Consider the following 20,402-nt stretch of genomic DNA (forward strand, 5'->3'; position numbering starts at 1 on the left):
AATACCTGTGTGGTGAAAAGGTAATCCATCGACAATCCATTTGATTTGTTTTATAATCATTATATCATTTAATCTCTATAGGAAAAGAGGGAATGTTCATGGCTGAAATTAGAATTCGCAATACAGAAGAACGGATTCAAGGGGAAGAGGCTGTTCGTGCATTTCTAGAACAGCAAGAGGTGCTTTACGAGCATTGGAATCCAAGCAAGCTAGCAGAAGATTTACAGCAAAAATTCGTTCTCTCCGATGAAGAGAAGCAGCAAATTTTAGCGACATATGACGAAGAAATTAAAGATTTGGCACAGCGTCGTGGATATCAAACTTGGGATATTATCGCTTTGTCCGATGCTACGCCTAACTTAGACGAGCTGCTCAAAAAGTTTGAAAATGTACACACGCATACAGAAGATGAAGTTCGTGCGATTACAGCAGGACGCGGCATCTTTATTATAAAAGGTACTGATGATGTTGGTTATTTCGACGTTGAGCTTGAAGCTGGCGATGTCATTTCCGTTCCGGAATACAAACCGCATTTCTTCACGCTAATGGATAACCGCCAAATCGTAGCCGTTCGTCTCTTCATTGAGACAGAGGGCTGGATCGCTCATCCGTTTGCTGACGACAAGTTCGCTGCTAATCAGGCCTAATATTAAATCAAAAATAATGCAAGCCCCTCTTCAGCAGCACAAGCTGTCCGCGAGGGGCTTTTTTGTTGCAAGTTTAAACTTCAAGCAAAGGAAGAAGCTCTTCCAAATGTTTAATTTCATATGATGGGACAATCTCGTCATTGCGAACAACGCCGTGACGGTTAATCCAAACTGATGTCATACCAATCGTATTTGCGCCAAGAATATCCGTTGTCAGCTTATCTCCAACCATGATCCCATGATCCGTCTCTACGCCAAGACGCTCAAGCGCATGCTTGAATATCGATGCTGCCGGCTTTCCTTCTCCAAATTCACCTGAGATTATAATATGATCGAAGTATGGCACAAGTTCCGGTACGCCAGCAAGCTTCTCACGCTGCAAATCAGGCGAGCCGTTCGTAAGCAAAAGCAGCTTGTATTTTCCTTTGAGAGCATCTAGAACGCGGAATGTTTCTTCATATACGATAGGACGCAGGCGGCGCTCAGCCGGGAATTGCTCAGCCAGCTTCGCACCTAGTTCCTCGTTATCTACGCCAAGTGCTTTCAAGCCTTGTGTCCAAGCTGCTTTCCGATAACCCGGAGCGAGTGACTCAAGCTTGCGGAATTCCTCCTGTTCACCTTCAAGAAACGGTGCCCAGAGTCCTTCGAAAGGATTGATCCCGATCATCTTAGTGAACGAGAACGTTTCATAGGATTCGTAGAGAGCTCTTGCCTCACGGCGAACGGATTCTTCAAGCTCGCTCGGATCAACCCCGCATTCTGCTGCTGCCGCTTGGCATGTAGCTTCAAAAGCTTCCTTAACGCTGCGGTCATCCCACAGCAATGTGTCATCCAGATCAAATAATACTGCTTGTTTAGCCATCGTTGTTCGAACTCTCCTGCCTATTTATTTTTGCTGAAAAGCGATTCCATTAGCATTTGCAAATAATTTCAGCTTCTCGCCAATTTCATCGGTTGGAAAACGGTTCGTCAATTTAGAGAACACCCAGTTTCCGCCTTTTTGCATCTCCACGACCACATAACCTTTTTGCACGCTGAAGCCTTTGATCGATGTTGCTGGAATACGCTTGTCCCCCGTTAGACGACGTGATTGAATGTAGTCTTTGCCGATCGTAATATACGGTCTGCGGAAAAAGAACAAAGCCGCAAGCAAAATGTAGCATCCTACCGTAATCCAAAACATCGTATCCATTTTAAATGTAGAGGAGCTAGACATCAAAATGACATACATGCCGATAAACAAAATCAAAAGAATTGGCGCAATAAAATTGCGGCCTACGATTTTTTCTGATTTCTCTGCATTAAAAACGATTTGACCATTTCCTTGCTTCTTGCGCTGCTTATTTACGACATCCATATTTTTGCGCACTTTGCGCTCCCAGGAACGTGACAAACAAATTCTCCTCCTAATTAAATACCTTATTCAAATGGTCTGCGAAACTTTTCTATAAAACGATTAGGGTAATCTTCCGGAAGTGCACTTATTTGCTCCAAACGGTTCCAAACCTCACTAGGCATTTCCCAGCCGATGGCGCCAATATTGTCTTCAAATTGCTCCAGCTTGCTGGCACCAAAAATCGGTGAAGTAATGCCTTCTCGCTGAATGAGCCATCTTAAAGCTACCTGAGCAGGTGATTTATCCAGCTCTTTCGCTGCTTCCAGCAATGCGTCGAGAATTTCAAAGTTTTTATCATTAGACCGCAGAGTCCACGCGCTCTCGCCTACTTTGGAAGTTAGACGCCCTTCCTTTGGCTCTTCCCTTGTATAGCGTCCAGTTAGAAAACCGCCGCCAATCGGAGCCCAAGGAATAATTCCGACTTTCTCTTCTAAACAAAGCGATAGCATTTCACGATCCATCTGTCTGCTCACTAAGCTGTATTGAGGCTGAATCGATACAAAACGCACATATCTGCTAGCATCGCTATACGCTAGTGATTTCATCAGCTGCCAAGCAAAAAAATTGGAACATCCTATGTAACGAACTTTACCGGAAGTAACGAGGTCATCCAGTGTGCGCAGCGTTTCCTCTATCGGAGTCGCATGATCCCATACATGAACTTGATACAGATCGATATAATCTGTCTGAAGCCGCTTAAGACTAGCTTCTACACCGTCCATAATATGTTTGCGAGATAAGCCTACACCATTAATATTGCTGGATGTAGTCATTCGCACTTTTGTAGCAAGAACGATGTCAGACCGTTTGTTTTTGATCGCTTTGCCGACGATTTCCTCGGAACGACCGCTCACATAAACGTCGGCCGTATCGAGAAAATTGCCTCCGCGATCAACAAAACGATCGATCATCTCGATCGAATCTTCCTCACTTGTCGTATTGCCGAATGTCATGGTGCCTAAACAAAGCTCAGAAACAGCTAGTCCACTTTTGCCTAATAGTTTGAAATTCATCTAATCACCCCATCTTGGATATTAAATGATTACACAGTACATTCATTAATGCTTACACAGTACATTCATTAATGCTTAACATTATCTTTGTCATCAACGATTTCAATCTTATCAAGCTGTTGACGGAAATTGCTTTTGAAAACAGTCAAGTATTGCTTGCGAAGCTCTTCTCTCTCAACCGTTTCCTCATCGGATAAACCTTCCGATTTATTTTTACGAGCCAGCTCGTTAATACGTTCTATAATTTTATCGAATTCCATTACTTGCTCTACTCCTCTCATGATGAAAAAAACTCTACTCTCTACTTTTACATTTCCACCAATCAGTTGTCAAGGCAACAGAGCTCATCTCGAATAAAGTAACGACAGACTGCAACATTCGTTATTGCAAAACAACTTGATCGCCTGGCTTCAATCCTTCAAGCACTTCTGTTTGTTCTGGCGTTTCGAGGCCAATCTTTATTTCTTTACGCTCATATTGTCCATTGCCTGTATCGAGCATTACGAAATGTTTATCTTTCTCGCGAATAATCGCAATCGATGGCACTGATATTGCATTTTCCTTGCGTTCAGTTTCAATAGCACCGCTGAGGCTAAGGCCGGCAATTAAATAATCGTTAGGCTCAAGCACGATTACGACTTCAAACTGTGCGGCTTGATTTAAATTGTTTTGATCCGTTCCCGTTTTTGCAAACTTAGAAACTTTAAGCACTTTGCCTGAAAGATTCAGCTCTTTCATCGCATTCATCTTTACCTTGACCGGCATGCCCGCTTTAATTCGAAAAACATCCTGCTCGCCAACTAAAGCGATAAATTGTAATTTATTCAAGTCAACGACTTTGCCGACATACTCATTGACGGTCAATGCCTGTGGCCGTTTGTTAGGATTATCGAATAAAAAGATTCCCGTTGCTGGTGAACGAAAGCTGGATTCATTAAGCATTTTTTTCTTTTGCTGCAGTTCCTTGGCTTGAATGCTCGCTGTTACTTCATTAACATCCTTGGATAAACGTGCGATTTCTCTTTCAACGAGCACTTTTTTTCGCGCCTCTTCCGTTGACTCCATCGCCGCTGATTCGTCATTCAATTGATTGAGGTAATCGTTTAACTCAGCCTCAAGCTTTCCCTTACGCAGAACTGCCTCCATTTGCAAAATATCGTTTTGCACGGCTGTCTGATCCAGGTTAAACAATATATCACCCTTTTTCACCTGCTGCCCGTCTTCTACCGCCCACTGTTTAACCTCGGAGCCATAAGGTGCATAGATGAGTGTTTCCTGCTCATACAATGATTTTCCCTTTACTTCAACCGTATTGGCTATCGTTTCGTTCGTCACTTGGAATGTAATTGGTTGAGAATCAGAAACGAATTCTGTTTGCCTTGGAGGATTGCCTATCTTGTATAGTCCAAAACTTATTCCAATAATAATAATACCGATTATTCCCCACTTTATTTTTCTTTTCATATGTAAGCTCCTTCTTCAACCATAAATTAATCGCGTCTAATCGCTGTTAAAGCATCCGTACGTGAAGCGCTTATTGCTGGATAAATACCCGATAGTATACCTGTAGCAAGCGCAAAAGCCATGCCTATTGGAATCGTTATAAATGGAATAAAAATAATAACAGAGTCCGTCTCGCCGGATAAGTTATAAATGAGGGCATTTATACCCCATACAATCCAATAGGAGAAAAGTACACCTAACAATCCACCAAGCAATCCGAGCAGTGCTGCCTCTATGATGAACATGTTGCGGATTTGAGCCAAATTTGCACCAAGTACCTTCATAATCCCAATTTGTCTACGTCTCTGATAGGTAGACATCGTCATCGCTACTACGATCGATATCGAAGCTATGATTAGAATAAACACACCAATACCAAGTGCCGCAGCTTTAATAATTTTAAATTCATTTGCGAGCTGTTCCTTCTGCTGTAGATTTGTTCGCGTGGTAACGACTAGTTTCTGCAGCTGCTTCTCTACTTGTTCAATCTTTGCTTGGTTATCTACTTTTACAATAATAGAGTTATAAGCTTCCTGCTCATCACTCCCTAGCTTCAGTTCTTTCCTCAGGAGCTCCGCTGTCTCTAATGAGACATATCCTTTTTTGTCATACATCGACTGCTCATCACTGACTCCAGCTGGCTTCTTGAGCACACCTATTACCCGGAGGGGGCCGCTCAACACGACTTGACCATCTGGTGAAGAGGAGCGAAGCTGTATTTGCTTCTGATATAAAGCCCCTGGTACACGATTTAACTTCTCAAATTGCTGATAAACCGTTTCATCATAGGGATTGGCATCGATTTGCTCTCGAATTTTACGTTTCGACTCTTCATCAATAAATCCCATTGTCGCCCCATAGTTAAGAACGATGGTCCCTAATACATTCGTTGCTTCTCCTTGATTGATGTCATTTCCAAAAGCGGAAAGCATCTCAATATCTGTACCTATAATTTCAGTTTGAATTTGTGAAGTAAGTCCATCTAACGTCATCGTCTCCACATAGTTAAGCTGTTGATATGGTGAAGCAGCTTTGACATGCTCGATTTGTCTCATAATGTCAAGCTTCTGCTTTGTTAACTTGCCTTTCTGCAAAGAATCTTCATCTGCTGTGGATGCTCCGCCGCCGGCGTATGCTCCTGTACTCGCCGTTACCGTTATTTCATCCATCTTCAAGTAACTATTCATTTGTTTCTCAATGTAAACTTGAGCAGATTCACCGATACTGAGTGCAATTATAATTGCAGCACATCCAATAGAAATACCCGCAGCGCATAATGCCGTTACAACCTTTCTACGCCTTACCTGATCCCATGATAATCTTGTAATATCACTAATTCTCAATTTGAATTCCCCCCGCAAGCATACTTTCTCGTGCGGCTTCCTGATCCGTTACGAGATAACCATCTCGCAGCGTGATAATTTTTTCCGTTTGTGCTGCTACCTCACGTTCATGGGTTACGATAATAAAGGTAGTATCCATCGTTTTATTCAACTGCTTCAAAATCATAATAATTTCTTCCTCTGTTTTGGTATCCAAATTACCGGTAGGCTCGTCCGCAAAAATAACCGATGGCTCTGTTATCAATGATCTTGCAATACTGACACGCTGTTGTTGTCCTCCCGAGAGCTGCGATGGGAATAATTCTGCTTTATCAGGAATTCCCACTTGCTCTAATAACGAAAGTGCTTTTTTCTTCCGTATTGAAGGATGCATTGATTGAAATACAAGCGGAAGCTCCACATTTTCCCTAACCGTCAAGTTGGCTATCAACTCATACGCTTGAAAAATAAATCCAATATGTTTCCGTCTAAACTCTGCCAAGCGGTTTTCATTCATCGTTACAATATTATGGTCCGCGATAAAGATTTGGCCTTCTGTAGGCTTCATTAAGCCAGCCATTAAGTTCAGTAAAGTAGATTTACCGGAACCGGAGCTCCCTAACAACGCAATCATTTCTCCCTTATGTACGTGAAAGCTTATTTTCTGCAGTACAGCGGTTGTTTCATGCCCATTCATAAATGAGTGGGATAACTCTTCAACTCGTAACAAAATAGCATCTCCTTTCAGTCCCCTTTAATAGACGGCTAAACCAAGGGTTAACCCTGCAGTAAACATAAAAAAACTTTCTAAAGAAGTAGATTGGCCTGCATCTACTTTAAATAGAAAGTAATTTTTTGTATGAACTATTGAATTGTAATGGAAAATCAAGCTAAATGCTAGGAATAATTAACTTCTGTCCTGGCTTTATAACTGTTGATTGCAGATCATTCCGATCTTTAATTAAATATACGATATATCTGATATCATGGCTGCCATCTGAAACTTGTTTTGCAATATTCCAGAGTGTATCGCCTGATTGCACCCTAATAATTTGTTCTTCCGCGGAAGCGGCTTCGGGAGTATTACTCGAAGCGTATGTCCCCATAAGTAGGAAGCTTGTGAACAATAAGAAAAACACAGCAGTGCAAACGACGAGCTTAACAGTATGACGCTTTATGAAATGCCTTATCAAGCGGTTGACCTTTTTTGCTTTGTTCGTATCTTGTTTATGAATGGTTCTATAAAAACTTGGACTGGTTATCATTTATCAACACCCCAAACGTTTGTTCTGTTTTTAGATTACACGAACAAACGTTTGGTGTCAACGAAAAAATACGAACCTTTGTACTTAAGAACTTATGTTTGTACGAACTCGAGTTCTATGTTATAATTTTTTGCAAACCTACTAATGGAGTGATTGCAGTGTCGAAGATTTCTAACCGACAACATTCAATTCTTGAATTTATTAAGAATGAAGTTCGGGAGAAAGGCTATCCACCCTCCGTTCGAGAAATCGGCGAAGCTGTTGGATTGTTGTCCAGTTCAACCGTTCACGGTCATTTGGACCGTCTAGAGAAAAAAGGTTTAATACGCCGAGATCCTACTAAACCGCGTGCTATTGAAATTTTGGATCAAGAAGGCTCTGATGGCATTATCCCGCTTTCCGTAGCTAGAGTACCTATTGTTGGTAAAGTAACCGCTGGTGTGCCGATTACTGCTACAGAAAATATTGAAGAATATTTCCCGCTTCCTTCCCATTTTGTTGGTGACAGCAGTGTTTTTATATTGAATGTCATGGGCGAGAGTATGATTGAAGCAGGTATTCATGACGGGGATTATGTTATCGTTCGTCAACAGCAAACAGCAAACAATGGTGAGATCGTAGTTGCAATGACTGAGGACGATGAAGCAACAGTCAAAACATTTTACAAAGAGAAAAATCATATTCGTTTGCAGCCGGAAAATTCCACAATGCAGCCTATATTACTTCAAAATGTAACGATTCTAGGTAAAGTCATTGGACTTTTCCGTGATATTCATTAATACCAACTTATATGTACATAAAGAAAAGGCTGAATCAACGTATTTGCATCGTTGATTCAGCCTTTTCTTTGACTATTACATTAACTTTTTTGATTAAAGATTTAGTAACGTCTGCCATTCTCAAACCTTTCAACAAAATTCTGATTAGTGAGTTCTCCAATGGCATGGGTCCAAAATTGTTGTGCGGGAACATTTCGTTCAAGCTGATACAGCTCCCACTCTCCGCTATGCTTTTGTATAACTACCATTGCTGCTTGTTCACCAACACCAGATCTTCTATATTTTCGCATAATAAAAAAATGTGCAAGTCAATTATAGTGTCTGTCATTTTCATTTACTTTTTTGGTTATTGCAATGCCGGCGATCTCATCGTTCACAGTTACGAAATCATGAATTCATCAGCTAATGACAAACACCCAATCACTATGAATTTAACAAGCATAACATACTGTGTATTCAACTCGTAAGGAGGTGCATTGAAAAATGTCCGGTTACGTGGGTGGAGCTTTCTCAAGCTTAGGAATCATCTTAGTATTATTCATTCTACTGGTGATCATTGCTTGCAGTTGCGGCGGCTTTGGCTTCGGATATTAATTCATATTTGAGCCATTCTTAATATTAGCAAAAGAAGATCCATTTGATGGATCTTCTTTTTGCTTTTCAGACTCCTTCCAACCATTAGTTTTTTATTTAAATGGAGAGATGTTAAATTACACGTTTTCTTAACAGTATGGCTGATGTTCTTAAATTAGAAATTCGTATTAGCTTCTTGCGGTCAAGTTTCGGATAATCATAAAGTAAACCTTCATACACGATTTGCATTTGCTCATGTTTAAGAAAATCATGAGGTGTCACTTGCGCGGATGGTCGTTCCCACAAGTTTATACCGCTGCTCCGCATGGCTTCAGCAACAAACTGGGAGCAGAAATACGAATCTGTTGGCTCAATATTAAGCTCAAGCAGTACACCTAACAATCCGATTAAATTGTATCGGTAATTTTCTTTATTTTTTTCAAACTCACGAATGTATTGAAGCAATGCGGCATGTTGTTTTTCTGATAAAGTAATCTTTAGAAGAACACAGCGCGTATTAGGGAAATATCGAAACGTTCCAGTATAGACATTTTCTTTGACAAATCCAGCGATTAACGGGTTGTTTGCACGTTTACGCCCAAAGCTGTATATATTCTTCAGATTAACATCCAGTGCAAGCGAAGCGTGATTATAGGGTGCACCAGTAAATAATTTGATCATCCGAGTAAACCATGTTCCTGTGTCCGTAAGCAACACATAAATACTGCTATTGGTTTCTTCATCTATTCTAGTTTCTGTCATGCTGCTCACCTCATTTATCGTTGATTATCCAGGTTAAAGTAGGGTCGTTTTTGAGTCTATAATAAATATAACGATTTCGTTTATTAGTTTGGGTCGATTAGCTGTTATGAATATAACAACAATATTACCACTCGAATAGTACTAACTCTATGTGGTACTGGCTCTAGTCAACCTAAAATGACCAGCCACGAACACATTAACCATGTGTTGGGCTGATCCTATAAAAGTTTATTTTATAAATGACGCATATATATCATCTTTATACAAGCACTAGACCGTAGCTCTTAGACCTGTATACTTTTCTTTAGGCGCGTTTTGAGTCCACTGCTTAAATATGGCTATGATAATCTCTAAAACCAAACTCAGCGCATCATAGACGTTGCTGAGCGATGATATAGGTTACTTGTAGACATATGATAAGCATAGGCCTGTGCCTTCACTTCATTAGGCTTTATTTTAGCTGTATAACTGAACGCAAAAAAGAAACCTCAACGCCAGCAGCGTTGAGGTTTTTGAATTTTAGTAAAGCGTCAAATACTGATCGCGTTCCCATTGGTGAACTTGTGTACGGTACATATCCCACTCGATTTCTTTAAGCTCGTAGAAATGTGCAAGAGCATGATCACCCAGCGCATCGCAGATGATATCACTTCTGAGCATTTCATCCAGTGCTTCTTTCAAATCAAGCGGTAAGCTCGGGATGCCTGCATCCTGACGCTCTTCCTCTGTCATAATATAGATGTTCCGATCTGTTGGTGCTGGTAAAGGTAGCTTGTTTTGAATGCCGTCAAGACCAGCTCTCAGCATTACAGCAAGTGCCAAATACGGGTTGGCAGCTGGATCTGGATTCCGTACTTCTACACGTGTGCTAAGACCGCGCGAAGCAGGAATACGGATCATTGGCGAGCGGTTGCTTGCAGACCATGCTACATAACAAGGCGCTTCATAACCAGGCACAAGACGTTTATAGGAGTTAATTGTTGGATTCGTAATAGCAGCCATTGCACGCGCATGAAGCAGGATTCCTGCCATGTAGTGACGAGCAGCAGCACTTAGGCCAAGCTTGTCCTTCTCATCGTAAAACACGTTCGTATCGCCTTTAAACAACGATTGGTGACAGTGCATACCCGAACCGTTCACGCCAAACAACGGTTTAGGCATAAATGATGCATGCAATCCATGCTCGCGAGCAACTGTTTTTACGACTAGCTTAAATGTTTGAATTTGGTCAGCCGCTTTAATGGCATCGGCATATTTAAAGTCGATCTCGTGCTGTCCTGGTGCCACTTCATGATGGGATGCTTCAATCTCGAAGCCCATTTCTTCAAGTGTCAAAACGATTTCACGGCGACAGTTCTCACCCATATCCATAGGTGCTAAGTCGAAGTAACCGCCTTGGTCATTAAGCTCAGTCGTAGGTTCGCCGCGCTCATCGGTTTTGAACAAGAAAAATTCCGGTTCTGGACCAACGTTCATTGCTGTGTATCCTAGATCTTCTGCTTCCTTCAATGCACGTTTCAAAATACCGCGCGGATCTCCAGCGAATGGCGTTCCGTCTGGCATGTAAATATCACAGATCAAGCGAGCAACACGATCTTGTGTTACCCATGGGAATACAACCCATGTATCAAGATCAGGATACAGATACATATCTGATTCTTCAATTCGTACATAACCTTCAATAGAAGAACCATCGAACATCATTTTGTTATCCAACGCTTTTTCAAGCTGGCTTACAGGAATTTCAACATTTTTAATTGTTCCGAGCAAATCCGTAAATTGCAAACGAATAAATCGAACATTTTGTTCCTGTGCTATACGTCTAATATCGTCTTTAGTGTAACTCACAGAATCATCTCCTTAGTTTGCGAAGCAATAGTTATCATGTTAAATTAGCGCTTATTTAAGAAACGAGTCAATTGTCCTTGAATTAGCGAAGCTTGTCCAGGTCTCTTCTCCAGCAATTGCTGTTTAAGCAGTCGGTGAAGCTGCTGATCGGATAGCTCACGGCGCTTCACTTCCGATTGCTCACTGACAATTGTCGCATCATCAGATTCCTTGGATACAGGATTCATTACTTGCTTAATGCCGGCGATATTAACGCCCTTCTCAATTAACGATTTAATTTCCAAAAGCCGTTCTACGTCATTAAATGAAAATAACCGCTGATTGCCTGCTGTTCTTGCAGGAACGATTAGTTCATGCTGCTCGTAATAACGGATTTGGCGGGCTGTTAAATCCGTCAGCTTCATAACGATGCCGATGGGAAATAAGGCCATATTTCTGCGAATATCATCAGCCATGTCGCATCAACCTTCCAGTCGCTCTTTTATATGTTCATTCTAACCGTTACAACGCAAATGTGTCAAGTTATGTAAGGTTTAATCACAATTAAACCACTGTCTACAAGGCGATATAATGCGGTTAAAACACCATATTTAGCGTGAGCATACGTCAGTCCACCCTGCATATATGCAATGTAAGGTTCGCGTATTGGAGCATCAGCTGATAGCTCTAAACTGCCTCCTTGAATGAAGGTTCCTGCCGCCATAATGACAGCATTCTCATATCCAGGCATATCCCAAGGCTCGGGAACGACATGCGAATCAACAGCAGCTGCCTGCTGTATCCCCTGAACAAAAGCGATTAAATGATCAGCTTGTCCAAAACGAACCGCTTGGATGAGATCTGTACGCGGCTCATTCCATCTCGGTTTTGTTTCGAAGCCAAGTTCTTCAAATAAAGCTGCAGCAAGCACACTTCCTTTGATAGCCTGTCCGACCAAATGAGGGGCTAAAAATAAACCTTGGAACATGGAGCGAAGCGTGCCTAACATCGCGCCTACCTCGCCGCCGATGCCCGGAGCAGTCAAGCGGTAAGCAGCAGCATCGACAGCAAAAGCTTTCCCGGCAATATAGCCACCCGTTTCAGCCAAGCCACCGCCTGGGTTTTTGATAAGCGAGCCTGCCATTAAATCTACTCCAACTTGAGTAGGCTCGAGCAGCTCTGTAAATTCACCATAACAATTGTCCACAAAAACAATCAGGTCCGGCTTTATTGCTTTTACCCTATTTACAATAGTTTCAATCTCCGAAACGGTAAATGAAGCTCTCCAATCGTAACCACGCGAGCGCTGGATACCGATGACCTTCGTTTTTTCCGAGATCGCTTGCTCAATTTGAGCCCAGTCCAATCCACCATCCTCAAGGAGCGCTACCTCAGAATATTTCACGCCCCAATCCTGCAAGGAGCCCATGCCGTCTCCAGGCTTCCCGATAACTTTATGCAGCGTATCGTAAGGTCTTCCCGTAACGTACAGGAGCTCATCCCCAGGGCGCAGCACTCCGAATAAGGCACAGCTGATTGTATGTGTTCCAGAAACGAAATGCGGCCTAACAATAGCCGCTTCCGCTCCCATTACCTCTGCGTAAACAAGATCAAGTATTTCACGTCCGCGATCATTATAGCCATATCCCGTTGAACCGGTAAAATGAAAATCGCTTACTTTGTGATGTTGAAACGCTTCTATGACCTTCCACTGATTCCGCTCAGCTATCTTGTCAATGCTGCGAAAAGCTTCTGAGGCAAGCACCTCGGACTGCTCTGCTAGCTGCTCTAGGTGCTCCCATAGTCTTTGGTTTACATGTTGCCTGTTCATTATGATATCTTCTCCTTAAAGTTTTGCGCAGCAAAACTGCTTCGTAAGCATAAGCCTAAGTTTTGCGCAGCAAAACTGCTTCGTAAGCAAACCCTACTCAATATATTGTTTCAAACGATGACCGTGCTGCTCGTATTCCTGCTTACTCACATGAACGGTAAGTCGTAAACTTTCTTCATTCACTTCTTGATTGATGACCTCTCCGCTTCGATAAGCAAGTGCGATCAAATCTCCACGCTCTGCTGGCACGTTAAAGACTACTACGTCGCCGCTGAGCTTATCCTGCACGGTTTGCTTCATCAGCTCTAGATCACCAGCATCGTAGGCGCTGATGACAAGATTGTCGCCGCTAGTAATCGGCAAATCTGCTAATGAACCGTTATTTACACACATATCCTTCTTATTGTAGACCATAACATACGGTTTATCCGCAGCGCCAAGCTCACCTAAAATTTTGTTAACGACTGCAATTTGCTCATCCCGCATTGGAGAGCTGCTGTCGATGACATGAAGCACTAGATCAGCCTCGCATACCTCTTCTAGCGTCGCCCGAAATGCTGCTACAAGATCTGTCGGCAAGTTTTGAATAAAACCTACCGTATCTGTAAGTATAATTTCTCGGCCATTTGGCAGCTCAAGTGTTCTTGAGGTGGGATCAAGCGTTGCGAACAATTGATTTTCTACATACACATCTGCATGAGTAAGCTCGCGAAGCAGCGTCGATTTCCCGGCATTCGTATAGCCAACAAGAGCTACTTGAATGGCGCCGGATTTTTTGCGACGCTCGCGATGCAATTTACGGTGGCGGACAACCTCGTCAAGCACCGTCTTCAGGTCAAAAATCCGATCACGAATATGACGGCGATCCGTCTCGAGTTTCGTTTCACCTGGACCACGTGTACCAATGCCTCCGCCAAGTCGTGACAAGTTTTTGCTTTGTCCAGATAGACGTGGCAAAAGATAGCTAAGCTGCGCCAGCTCAACCTGAATAATACCTTCGCGCGTTTTGGCACGACCTGCGAAAATATCCAAAATCAGCTGGGTACGGTCAACGATTTTCAAATCCAGTGATTCTTCCAAATTGCGAACCTGAGCGCCGGACAACTCTTGATCAAATATAGCCGTTGTAGCGCCCAGTTCATCAGCTAGAGCCTTAACCTCTTGTACTTTTCCTTTTCCGATAAACCATTTGGAATCGACAGTTTCTTTGTTTTGCGTAATGGTCGTCAGCACTTCAACCCCTGCTGTTTCCGTCAGCTGTACAAGCTCCTGCAGCGACAGCTCGGGGTCTCCGCCTTTCCGTTTGTCTTTTGACGTAACTAAGCTAATCAGTATCGCTTTTTCAATCATGTTCGTATTCGTATCGAATGTTATCTCGCTCATCTCATACTCCTTCTAAACTACGCAATCATATTGGTTTCGTGTCCCACTTTAAATCATCTGGTCTAATCGTCATTAATTCCTGCTTTGCGGGAACGGAACTGGCATACTGCGTAAGCAAACGAACGGCTTGAAACCTGATCGCTTTCTCTATCACATTTCTAACATACCTGGCATTGCTAAACGAGAACATGGTGTTTAGCTTTTCCTGCATTAAATGCTGTCTTAGTTTAAATATGGTCTGAGGCTGCAATATATAATCACGGTCCTTAGCCATGAGCTCACTAATCTGAATCAGTTGATCAACCGAATAATCTGGAAACTCAATTTGGATTGGAAAACGTGACGGCAAGCCTGGATTTGTGAGCAAAAAATCGTCGATTTCGGCAGGATAACCCGCGAGTATGAGCACAAAATGATTTTTGTGATCCTCCATTGCTTTTACAAGCGTATCGATCGCTTCCTTGCCAAAATCTTTTTCTCCGCCTCGAGCTAAACTGTACGCTTCATCAACAAACAACACTCCGCCGATTGCTTTTCGAACGAGATCACGCGTCTTCTGGGCGGTATGTCCAATATATTCGCCAACAAGATCAGCTCGCTCCACCTCAATCAAATGTCCTTTGGTAAGTACACCCATCTTTTGAAACAGCTTCGCGACGATGCGGGCGATTGTTGTTTTTCCAGTCCCTGGATTGCCCTTAAAAATCATATGATACACATGAGAGCCGCCAAATAATCCTGCTTCAGAACGCATTCGGCTAATATAAAGCAACGCATATATTTCGTACACAAGAGATTTCACATTGTCCATGCCGATCATCGGTTCAAGCTCTTTCTGAATGTCAGCATAATGATCGACGCCCGGCAGCGGCTTCACTGCAGGCAGCGGTTCTGTCTCTAAAGCAGGAGCAGAGGCCCCCGTCTGAAATGTTTCTTGCGTTCTTAGGACCACATTAATTTGACGGGAAGGCCTTGCATTGCCATTGCCGGGTCCCGATTTGACGTGTCCACTCATCTGTGGCATCACCTATCCTTTGCTTCGAAAGCTGTAGCGGCTAACCGCACTACAAGTTTATTCTACTTTGCAGCAGCATATTAGCAGATTTACAGCTTCGAATCGGAAGAGTGAAATCCGAGACTAAGCAATAGAGAGTCGAGCTTCCACTTTGTAAAAGCAAGTACTTCACGCGACTCATTATAGACAGGATTTAGCACCTTTGATTTTGTACCAGCGACTTGAAACTGAACAAAATCAAGCTTTTTTGCTATCTCCGTTGATCTTGCAGCATGATAATCATGGGTGATGACAATTAGTGTTGACAGGCCTTGCTGCTCTGCGATCTTCTTGCTGAATTCAAGATTTTCGTACGTGCTGGTCGCCTTATTTTCTAGCAACAGCTTGTCAGCTGAAATACCTTTTGTTATAAGATAGTCCCTCATACCCTCGGCTTCTGTTTTCTTTGAACCGTTGCTATCCAATCCACCTGTCAAAATAAGCTTGTCTACCGTACCCGCCTTGTATAATTGCCAAGCAAGGTCAAGCCGTTCCTTTAGTGCTGGACTTGGCACATCATTCCACAAAGCAGCACCAAGAACGATGCCTGCATCAGATGGAACAAGCGGTTTATTCGTATCGAAACCATTAATTAACCACAGTAAATATCCACACCAGAACACGCCTGCACATATTAACCAGGCAACAACACGAAACAAGAGCAGCCACGGACGCTTTTTCTTCGATCTTCTGCGCGGGCTGCTCCTTGAGACGGTTGCCTTCCTCATGATTCGCTTAATTCCCCGGTTTTTGCAAGCAAGCTCTTGCGATGCTTAAGGCTCAGCGTAAAATACCGGAACCGTCCGTTTCGTATGCTCGATAGTAATTTCCCTGCTGTTTTGCGTGCAAGTGCAACATCCTTGCCATTAACATCACCTTGCCTTAAGGCATCCTCCAGCTCATCCTCGTCCATGAGAAATACCTCGCCGCTAGGCAGCACAACCACGTCCAAATATAAATCATCGAACCAAGGCACCTGCTGATCGGTTAAGCCTTGCGTTTTGCAAACATCGATATACCATTGCACGACGCGTCCCTTGTCATCAAACATCGTCGTGACGACAAAATGCTCGCCTCTTGGAAAATGCTGCATCCACAAGTATCCGCGATCTGCCAAACATAATCTACGTCCGTTATATTCCTTCCATAACGGCTCACGCAATTCATGAATCCGGTAAAACGTCACGAGACCTTTGAACTCTTCACCGTCCAGCGCTAGGCACGTATAGCTCTTACGCAAGATACGCCGCCAGTTAGCTCGGTCTGAAAATTTTCTCTTCATACGGAACGTACCCTTCCGTTCATTTGGGAAAAGCTCGCAAGCAACCTGCACAGCTCTTCTTGGCTTTGTTTACACAACGAACATTTTGCGACCAACGACAGTTGAAATTTACCTATAAAAAAAGATTACCATAACTTAACGTCCATCTCCAGCCGACAGCCAAAATAAACCAAGCTCTTTGCGATAAAATAAAAAGAATACCGCCCCGAAAGGCGGTATTCCTCTTATTGCTCAACGATTTCAATCGAATCAATGACGATATTTTCAGTTGGCAAGTTGTTTTTCAAAGGTGTCTTCGAAATGGCTTTTACAACATCCATGCCATTCTCAACCTTGCCGAAAATCGTATAATTAGGCTCGCGGTTTAAATTTGCAGCATCAGGTCCCGTGCAAATAAAAAATTGGCTGCCACCCGAATTAGGCTTGCTTGCATTTGCCATCGCAACAATTCCTTCTTCGTATTTCATTTCCGAACTTAGTTCATCTGGAATCGAATAACCTGGAGTACCGTATCCATTTCCTTTTGGATCTCCGCCTTGAATCATGAAAGACTCAATAATACGGTGAAAAGTTAATCCATCATAAAAGCCTTCTCGAGCGAGAAAAACAAAATTGTTCACCGTTACCGGCGCGTCTTCCGTAAACAGCTTGACTGTAAAATCGCCTTTAGTCGTTTTAAACTTTGCTAAGTACGACTTGTCGAGATCAATCTGCATATCAGGCATCTTGTCCCAGTTCATCAACTTGGCTGAAGCTGAAGCACTATCCCTTCCTGAACCATCCTTGCCGCAGCCAGCTATAACCATAACTGCTGCGACAACAAGGATTAAATACAAGAATGGTGTTCTCTTTCTATTCGCCATTGCTAACCACCCGTTTCTTACGTATTGCCGCCGGTTTCAGTATTTCCTAGAGCATTGTTGCTGTTGTTCGTATTTGTGCCAGTGTTTGGAGTTGGCGTTGGTGTTGGTTCACCCGTTCCGTTTCCAGATCCTGGTGGTTCAGTTGTTCCTGGATCTGTACCATCAGTTGGAGGCAGCGTCGGTTCTCCATCACCGCCTTCTACTGGAGGTGTGGGCTCCACTCCGCCCGGCTCATCTGGATTCGGCTCCATTGGCACATCCGGATTCACTTCTGTTTCCGGAATGCTGATCTTAACTTTTTGAGATGGAGCACTTTCCAAATCCTGCTCAGCATCATAAGCCACAACATAATATTCATAGGTCATTCCCGGGAATGCACTCATATCATCAACCCCTGTGGAAGTGAGCGAGTCTACGAAGCGGATGAAGTCACTTTCTGAAGCTTCCTTGCGGTAAACTTGATAAGTGACCTTTCCATCCTGATACGGATCCCACGACAATTGAACCTTCATTTCTTCTGGAATAAATACTGCTTTAAAATTTGTTATCGTTGCCGGCGGTTTATTTTCTTTAATGCCTTGCGGTTTCTTAAAGCTTGACTTCGCGACATCCTTCATTGCAGGTTTCATAACCTTGGAGAACATGGAAGCAGCTTGACTACTGCCTGTCTTAAGGATATGTTCCACATTTGTCTTATCGTATCCCATCCATACCGCTGCTGTCCACTCCGGCGTGTAGCCAACAAACCAAGCATCCCGGATACCCGAGCCTTTGTAGCCTGGAATACCATGCTGAGTAGTACCCGTTTTCCCTGCCAATGGACGATCAATTGCTGCTCTTGTACCCGTACCGCCCTTTTGTACGACCGTCTGCATCATCTCGGTCAAATAATAGGCAGTGCTCTCAGACATGAGCTGCTTGGAAGGTGGAGCTTTATATTCGTACTTATAATTATTTTTGCCTTCAATCTTCGAAATCGCATGAGGATCAACAGATCTGCCGCCGTTCGCAAATACGCTATAAGCTGTTGCCATTTGCATAGGCGTTGCACCTTTGGACAAGCCCCCAAGTGCAGCTGTTAAATTACGATCATCTTTCTCAAGCTCGATGCCAAGCTTGCTTGAAAAAGCAAAGCCTTGCTTCAAGCCTACTTGATTCAGCATCCAAACGGAGGCAAGATTTCGAGAATCCTTAATCGCCTGCTGCATCGTTACTGCAGTTGCTCCCCATCTATCCGTTGGGCAATAGCTGCCGTAACATTTCTTGTCATTTGCAAGTACAGTCCATGGATAATACTTGCCCGTTTCAAGAGCAGGCCCATAAGAGATAATCGGTTTGAAAGCTGAACCTGGCTGGCGAGGAACCTCTACCCGGTTAAGTCCCTTTTTCACGTAATCTCTTCCGCCTGTTAAGGCTTGAATCGTGCCATCGCGGTGATCAATAATGATCATTGCGCCTTGCACCTGTTGGTCATCCTTGCTCTTCTCAAAGTTGTCATCATCGTTAAACTGTGTATCCATCGTATCCTGTGCTTGCGGGTTTAGCGACGTATAAATCCGGAAACCGCCGATCCGAAGCTCTTCCTCGGATTTCCCAGTCTTCTCCATCGCTTCTTCAACCACATAATCAATAAATGCTGGATACTTTTCGGTATTTCTTTCTTCATGATTTTTAGGAATTTCATACACGACCGCTTTCGCTTCTGCCATCTCTGCTGCCGTAATCAAGCCTTGATCGTACATTAGCTTAAGCACGACTGCTCTCCTGTTCATCGAATCCTCAGGATGATTGATTGGGTTGTAGCGGTTCGGCGCTTTCGGCATAGCGGCAATAGTAGCAATCTGCCAAAGCTCCAGCTTATCAAGATCAGTGTCAAAATAATACTTGGCTGCTTCCTTAACGCCATGCACTCTTTTGCCAAAAAATATTCGATTCAAATACATCGTTAATATTTGTTCCTTGGACATTTTGTGCTCAAGCGCTACCGCAATAGAAGCTTCCGTTGCTTTACGGAAAAACGTCTTATCCGCGGTTAGAAATACGTTTTTGGCAAGCTGTTGGGTAATCGTACTCGCTCCCTCAACAGCGCTGCGTGCGATAACGTCCTTCACAACAGCACGTCCGATAGCAAAAAAATCGATTCCTGAATGTTCATAGAAACGTTGGTCCTCTGTTGCTACAATAGCATCAAGCAATTGCTTTGGAATTTCCGAAAATTCAGCAATCTCACGATTTTCATTTGGATCGGACAATCGTGAAATTTCATTCCCATTCACATCATAAATGATGGATGCTTCACCCATAGTCAGTTTGTTCGCATTTTCAGTCAGAACTCGTTCACCGTTCAGCACGATTAGCAAGTATCCGATCAAGCCGCATACGATGGCGATTACAGCGGTGAAAAATAATCCATAAAACCATTTCTTTCCTGATATCTTCTTTTTCTTCTTTTGTTTAGAAGTTTTAGGTGCAGTTGTTTTGCTCGGTCGTTCAGCCATAGCCGACTCCCCTCCTGTTGTTCAATTGTCTGTCTAATCTAGTTTTACCACAAAATGAAAAGAGCAACCCAGCTTGGAGCGGGGTTGCTCTTGCCTGCCGCTATCTAGTTAAACGAGACACGTTATAAGAAAGTTTCACTAACTGATTAAGCCTATGAATCGGAACTGTTATGATCCTGCTGCATAAGAGAAACATTCCGCTGCGGGGTGAACGTCGAAATAGCATGTTTGTATACCATTTGCTGACGACCTTCGCTGTCGATGATAATCGTAAAATTATCGAACGCTTTAATAACGCCCCGAATTTGGAAGCCATTCATTAAAAAAACCGTAACCGGTATGTTGTCTTTGCGAAGCTGATTCAGGAACGTATCTTGAATATTGATCGATTTGTTCATTGGACG

23 protein-coding genes are annotated in these 20,402 nt (G+C 43.1%); 3 read left to right on the forward strand and 20 right to left on the reverse strand.

What is annotated here, in order from left to right:
- Positions 1 to 98: 98 nt before the first annotated feature.
- On the forward strand, positions 99 to 647 hold the full coding sequence (locus AC0VYE_RS18260) for a 1,2-dihydroxy-3-keto-5-methylthiopentene dioxygenase (protein WP_076265816.1): 549 nt from the start codon (positions 99 to 101) through the stop codon (positions 645 to 647).
- Between the two features lie 73 nt (positions 648 to 720).
- Here AC0VYE_RS18260 and AC0VYE_RS18265 read toward each other — a convergent pair whose 3' ends face one another.
- From AC0VYE_RS18265 to yneA, 8 genes are all read right to left on the reverse strand, one after another.
- On the reverse strand, positions 721 to 1,509 hold the full coding sequence (locus tag AC0VYE_RS18265; RefSeq protein WP_441907523.1) for an HAD family hydrolase: 789 nt from the start codon (positions 1,507 to 1,509) through the stop codon (positions 721 to 723).
- Positions 1,510 to 1,533: 24 nt separating this feature from the next.
- On the reverse strand, positions 1,534 to 2,040 hold the full coding sequence (locus tag AC0VYE_RS18270) for a hypothetical protein (protein ID WP_475442491.1): 507 nt from the start codon (positions 2,038 to 2,040) through the stop codon (positions 1,534 to 1,536).
- A gap of 26 nt (positions 2,041 to 2,066) precedes the next feature.
- Entirely contained in the window at positions 2,067 to 3,056 is a 990-nt protein-coding gene (locus AC0VYE_RS18275; protein WP_076265813.1) for an aldo/keto reductase, read from the reverse strand.
- A gap of 68 nt (positions 3,057 to 3,124) precedes the next feature.
- A complete protein-coding gene (locus tag AC0VYE_RS18280) occupies positions 3,125 to 3,316 on the reverse strand; it encodes a DUF896 domain-containing protein (RefSeq protein ID WP_076265812.1) in 192 nt (63 codons plus the stop codon).
- 121 nt (positions 3,317 to 3,437) lie between these two features.
- Entirely contained in the window at positions 3,438 to 4,520 is a 1,083-nt protein-coding gene (locus tag AC0VYE_RS18285) for an efflux RND transporter periplasmic adaptor subunit (RefSeq protein ID WP_076265811.1), read from the reverse strand.
- A 26-nt stretch (positions 4,521 to 4,546) separates the two neighbouring features.
- Complete coding sequence (locus tag AC0VYE_RS18290; protein WP_475442492.1) at positions 4,547 to 5,902, reverse strand: ABC transporter permease; 1,356 nt, start codon at positions 5,900 to 5,902, stop codon at positions 4,547 to 4,549.
- Positions 5,892 to 6,611 (reverse strand): ABC transporter ATP-binding protein, encoded by a 720-nt coding sequence (locus AC0VYE_RS18295; protein WP_475442493.1) that lies wholly within the window; start codon positions 6,609 to 6,611, stop codon positions 5,892 to 5,894. Before AC0VYE_RS18295 ends, AC0VYE_RS18290 begins: the two co-directional genes overlap by 11 nt.
- Before the next feature lie 160 nt (positions 6,612 to 6,771).
- Positions 6,772 to 7,146, reverse strand: coding sequence for a cell division suppressor protein YneA (gene yneA / locus AC0VYE_RS18300; RefSeq protein ID WP_475442494.1), 375 nt, complete (start codon positions 7,144 to 7,146; stop codon positions 6,772 to 6,774).
- 158 nt (positions 7,147 to 7,304) lie between these two features.
- Here yneA and lexA point away from each other — a divergent pair, with 158 nt between their 5' ends.
- Positions 7,305 to 7,925, forward strand: coding sequence for a transcriptional repressor LexA (gene lexA / locus AC0VYE_RS18305; RefSeq protein ID WP_054024635.1), 621 nt, complete (start codon positions 7,305 to 7,307; stop codon positions 7,923 to 7,925).
- A 101-nt stretch (positions 7,926 to 8,026) separates the two neighbouring features.
- On the opposite strand, the gene AC0VYE_RS18310 is transcribed toward lexA, so the two are convergent.
- A complete protein-coding gene (locus tag AC0VYE_RS18310) occupies positions 8,027 to 8,173 on the reverse strand; it encodes a hypothetical protein (RefSeq protein ID WP_475442495.1) in 147 nt (48 codons plus the stop codon).
- Between the two features lie 235 nt (positions 8,174 to 8,408).
- Here AC0VYE_RS18310 and AC0VYE_RS18315 point away from each other — a divergent pair, with 235 nt between their 5' ends.
- Entirely contained in the window at positions 8,409 to 8,519 is a 111-nt protein-coding gene (locus AC0VYE_RS18315; protein WP_083681511.1) for a sporulation protein YjcZ, read from the forward strand.
- Positions 8,520 to 8,630: 111 nt separating this feature from the next.
- Here the strand turns inward: AC0VYE_RS18315 and AC0VYE_RS18320 are convergent, their stop codons facing one another.
- The 11 genes from AC0VYE_RS18320 to hfq form a co-directional block, all read right to left on the reverse strand.
- On the reverse strand, positions 8,631 to 9,260 hold the full coding sequence (locus AC0VYE_RS18320) for a hypothetical protein (protein ID WP_475442496.1): 630 nt from the start codon (positions 9,258 to 9,260) through the stop codon (positions 8,631 to 8,633).
- 519 nt (positions 9,261 to 9,779) lie between these two features.
- On the reverse strand, positions 9,780 to 11,108 hold the full coding sequence (gene glnA, locus AC0VYE_RS18325) for a type I glutamate--ammonia ligase (protein WP_076265805.1): 1,329 nt from the start codon (positions 11,106 to 11,108) through the stop codon (positions 9,780 to 9,782).
- A 44-nt stretch (positions 11,109 to 11,152) separates the two neighbouring features.
- On the reverse strand, positions 11,153 to 11,563 hold the full coding sequence (locus AC0VYE_RS18330; RefSeq protein WP_053376247.1) for a MerR family transcriptional regulator: 411 nt from the start codon (positions 11,561 to 11,563) through the stop codon (positions 11,153 to 11,155).
- Between the two features lie 62 nt (positions 11,564 to 11,625).
- Positions 11,626 to 12,918 carry a methionine gamma-lyase family protein gene (locus AC0VYE_RS18335; RefSeq protein WP_076265804.1) on the reverse strand — a complete coding sequence of 431 codons (1,293 nt, stop codon included), beginning with the start codon at positions 12,916 to 12,918 and terminating at the stop codon, positions 11,626 to 11,628.
- A 93-nt stretch (positions 12,919 to 13,011) separates the two neighbouring features.
- The gene (gene hflX / locus AC0VYE_RS18340; RefSeq protein WP_475442497.1) at positions 13,012 to 14,301 is read right to left on the reverse strand and encodes a GTPase HflX; all 1,290 of its coding nucleotides are present in this window, start codon (positions 14,299 to 14,301) and stop codon (positions 13,012 to 13,014) included.
- Between the two features lie 25 nt (positions 14,302 to 14,326).
- Complete coding sequence (locus AC0VYE_RS18345; RefSeq protein WP_475442498.1) at positions 14,327 to 15,316, reverse strand: AAA family ATPase; 990 nt, start codon at positions 15,314 to 15,316, stop codon at positions 14,327 to 14,329.
- Between the two features lie 89 nt (positions 15,317 to 15,405).
- A complete protein-coding gene (locus tag AC0VYE_RS18350) occupies positions 15,406 to 16,083 on the reverse strand; it encodes a YdcF family protein (protein ID WP_076265801.1) in 678 nt (225 codons plus the stop codon).
- Positions 16,080 to 16,637, reverse strand: a complete 558-nt coding sequence (locus AC0VYE_RS18355) for a ribonuclease FAU-1 family protein (protein ID WP_076265800.1) — start codon at positions 16,635 to 16,637, stop codon at positions 16,080 to 16,082. The genes AC0VYE_RS18350 and AC0VYE_RS18355 overlap by 4 nt, the downstream gene beginning before the upstream one ends.
- Before the next feature lie 224 nt (positions 16,638 to 16,861).
- The gene (locus AC0VYE_RS18360) at positions 16,862 to 17,500 is read right to left on the reverse strand and encodes a peptidylprolyl isomerase (RefSeq protein WP_475442499.1); all 639 of its coding nucleotides are present in this window, start codon (positions 17,498 to 17,500) and stop codon (positions 16,862 to 16,864) included.
- Between the two features lie 17 nt (positions 17,501 to 17,517).
- Positions 17,518 to 19,998 (reverse strand): transglycosylase domain-containing protein, encoded by a 2,481-nt coding sequence (locus AC0VYE_RS18365; protein ID WP_475442500.1) that lies wholly within the window; start codon positions 19,996 to 19,998, stop codon positions 17,518 to 17,520.
- 152 nt (positions 19,999 to 20,150) lie between these two features.
- Positions 20,151 to 20,396, reverse strand: coding sequence for an RNA chaperone Hfq (gene hfq, locus AC0VYE_RS18370; protein WP_076265797.1), 246 nt, complete (start codon positions 20,394 to 20,396; stop codon positions 20,151 to 20,153).
- Between the last annotated feature and the right edge of the window lie 6 nt (positions 20,397 to 20,402).

It is taken from the genome of Pristimantibacillus sp. Z349TD_6 (assembly GCF_056173205.1).

What these genes read in the sequence shown, in the direction of transcription:
- yneA (WP_475442494.1), bottom strand. Translation starts at nt 7,146, where the DNA reads ATGATAACCAGTCCAAGTTTTTATAGAACCATTCATAAACAAGATACG.
- AC0VYE_RS18330 (WP_053376247.1), bottom strand. Translation starts at nt 11,563, where the DNA reads ATGGCTGATGATATTCGCAGAAATATGGCCTTATTTCCCATCGGCATC.
- AC0VYE_RS18280 (WP_076265812.1), bottom strand. Translation starts at nt 3,316, where the DNA reads ATGGAATTCGATAAAATTATAGAACGTATTAACGAGCTGGCTCGTAAA.
- AC0VYE_RS18360 (WP_475442499.1), bottom strand. Translation starts at nt 17,500, where the DNA reads ATGGCGAATAGAAAGAGAACACCATTCTTGTATTTAATCCTTGTTGTC.
- AC0VYE_RS18275 (WP_076265813.1), bottom strand. Translation starts at nt 3,056, where the DNA reads ATGAATTTCAAACTATTAGGCAAAAGTGGACTAGCTGTTTCTGAGCTT.
- AC0VYE_RS18320 (WP_475442496.1), bottom strand. Translation starts at nt 9,260, where the DNA reads ATGACAGAAACTAGAATAGATGAAGAAACCAATAGCAGTATTTATGTG.
- hfq (WP_076265797.1), bottom strand. Translation starts at nt 20,396, where the DNA reads ATGAACAAATCGATCAATATTCAAGATACGTTCCTGAATCAGCTTCGC.
- AC0VYE_RS18365 (WP_475442500.1), bottom strand. Translation starts at nt 19,998, where the DNA reads ATGGCTGAACGACCGAGCAAAACAACTGCACCTAAAACTTCTAAACAA.
- AC0VYE_RS18355 (WP_076265800.1), bottom strand. Translation starts at nt 16,637, where the DNA reads ATGAAGAGAAAATTTTCAGACCGAGCTAACTGGCGGCGTATCTTGCGT.
- hflX (WP_475442497.1), bottom strand. Translation starts at nt 14,301, where the DNA reads ATGAGCGAGATAACATTCGATACGAATACGAACATGATTGAAAAAGCG.
- AC0VYE_RS18260 (WP_076265816.1), top strand. Translation starts at nt 99, where the DNA reads ATGGCTGAAATTAGAATTCGCAATACAGAAGAACGGATTCAAGGGGAA.
- AC0VYE_RS18350 (WP_076265801.1), bottom strand. Translation starts at nt 16,083, where the DNA reads ATGAGGAAGGCAACCGTCTCAAGGAGCAGCCCGCGCAGAAGATCGAAG.
- AC0VYE_RS18315 (WP_083681511.1), top strand. Translation starts at nt 8,409, where the DNA reads ATGTCCGGTTACGTGGGTGGAGCTTTCTCAAGCTTAGGAATCATCTTA.
- AC0VYE_RS18335 (WP_076265804.1), bottom strand. Translation starts at nt 12,918, where the DNA reads ATGAACAGGCAACATGTAAACCAAAGACTATGGGAGCACCTAGAGCAG.
- AC0VYE_RS18345 (WP_475442498.1), bottom strand. Translation starts at nt 15,316, where the DNA reads ATGAGTGGACACGTCAAATCGGGACCCGGCAATGGCAATGCAAGGCCT.
- AC0VYE_RS18310 (WP_475442495.1), bottom strand. Translation starts at nt 8,173, where the DNA reads ATGGTAGTTATACAAAAGCATAGCGGAGAGTGGGAGCTGTATCAGCTT.
- AC0VYE_RS18285 (WP_076265811.1), bottom strand. Translation starts at nt 4,520, where the DNA reads ATGAAAAGAAAAATAAAGTGGGGAATAATCGGTATTATTATTATTGGA.
- AC0VYE_RS18265 (WP_441907523.1), bottom strand. Translation starts at nt 1,509, where the DNA reads ATGGCTAAACAAGCAGTATTATTTGATCTGGATGACACATTGCTGTGG.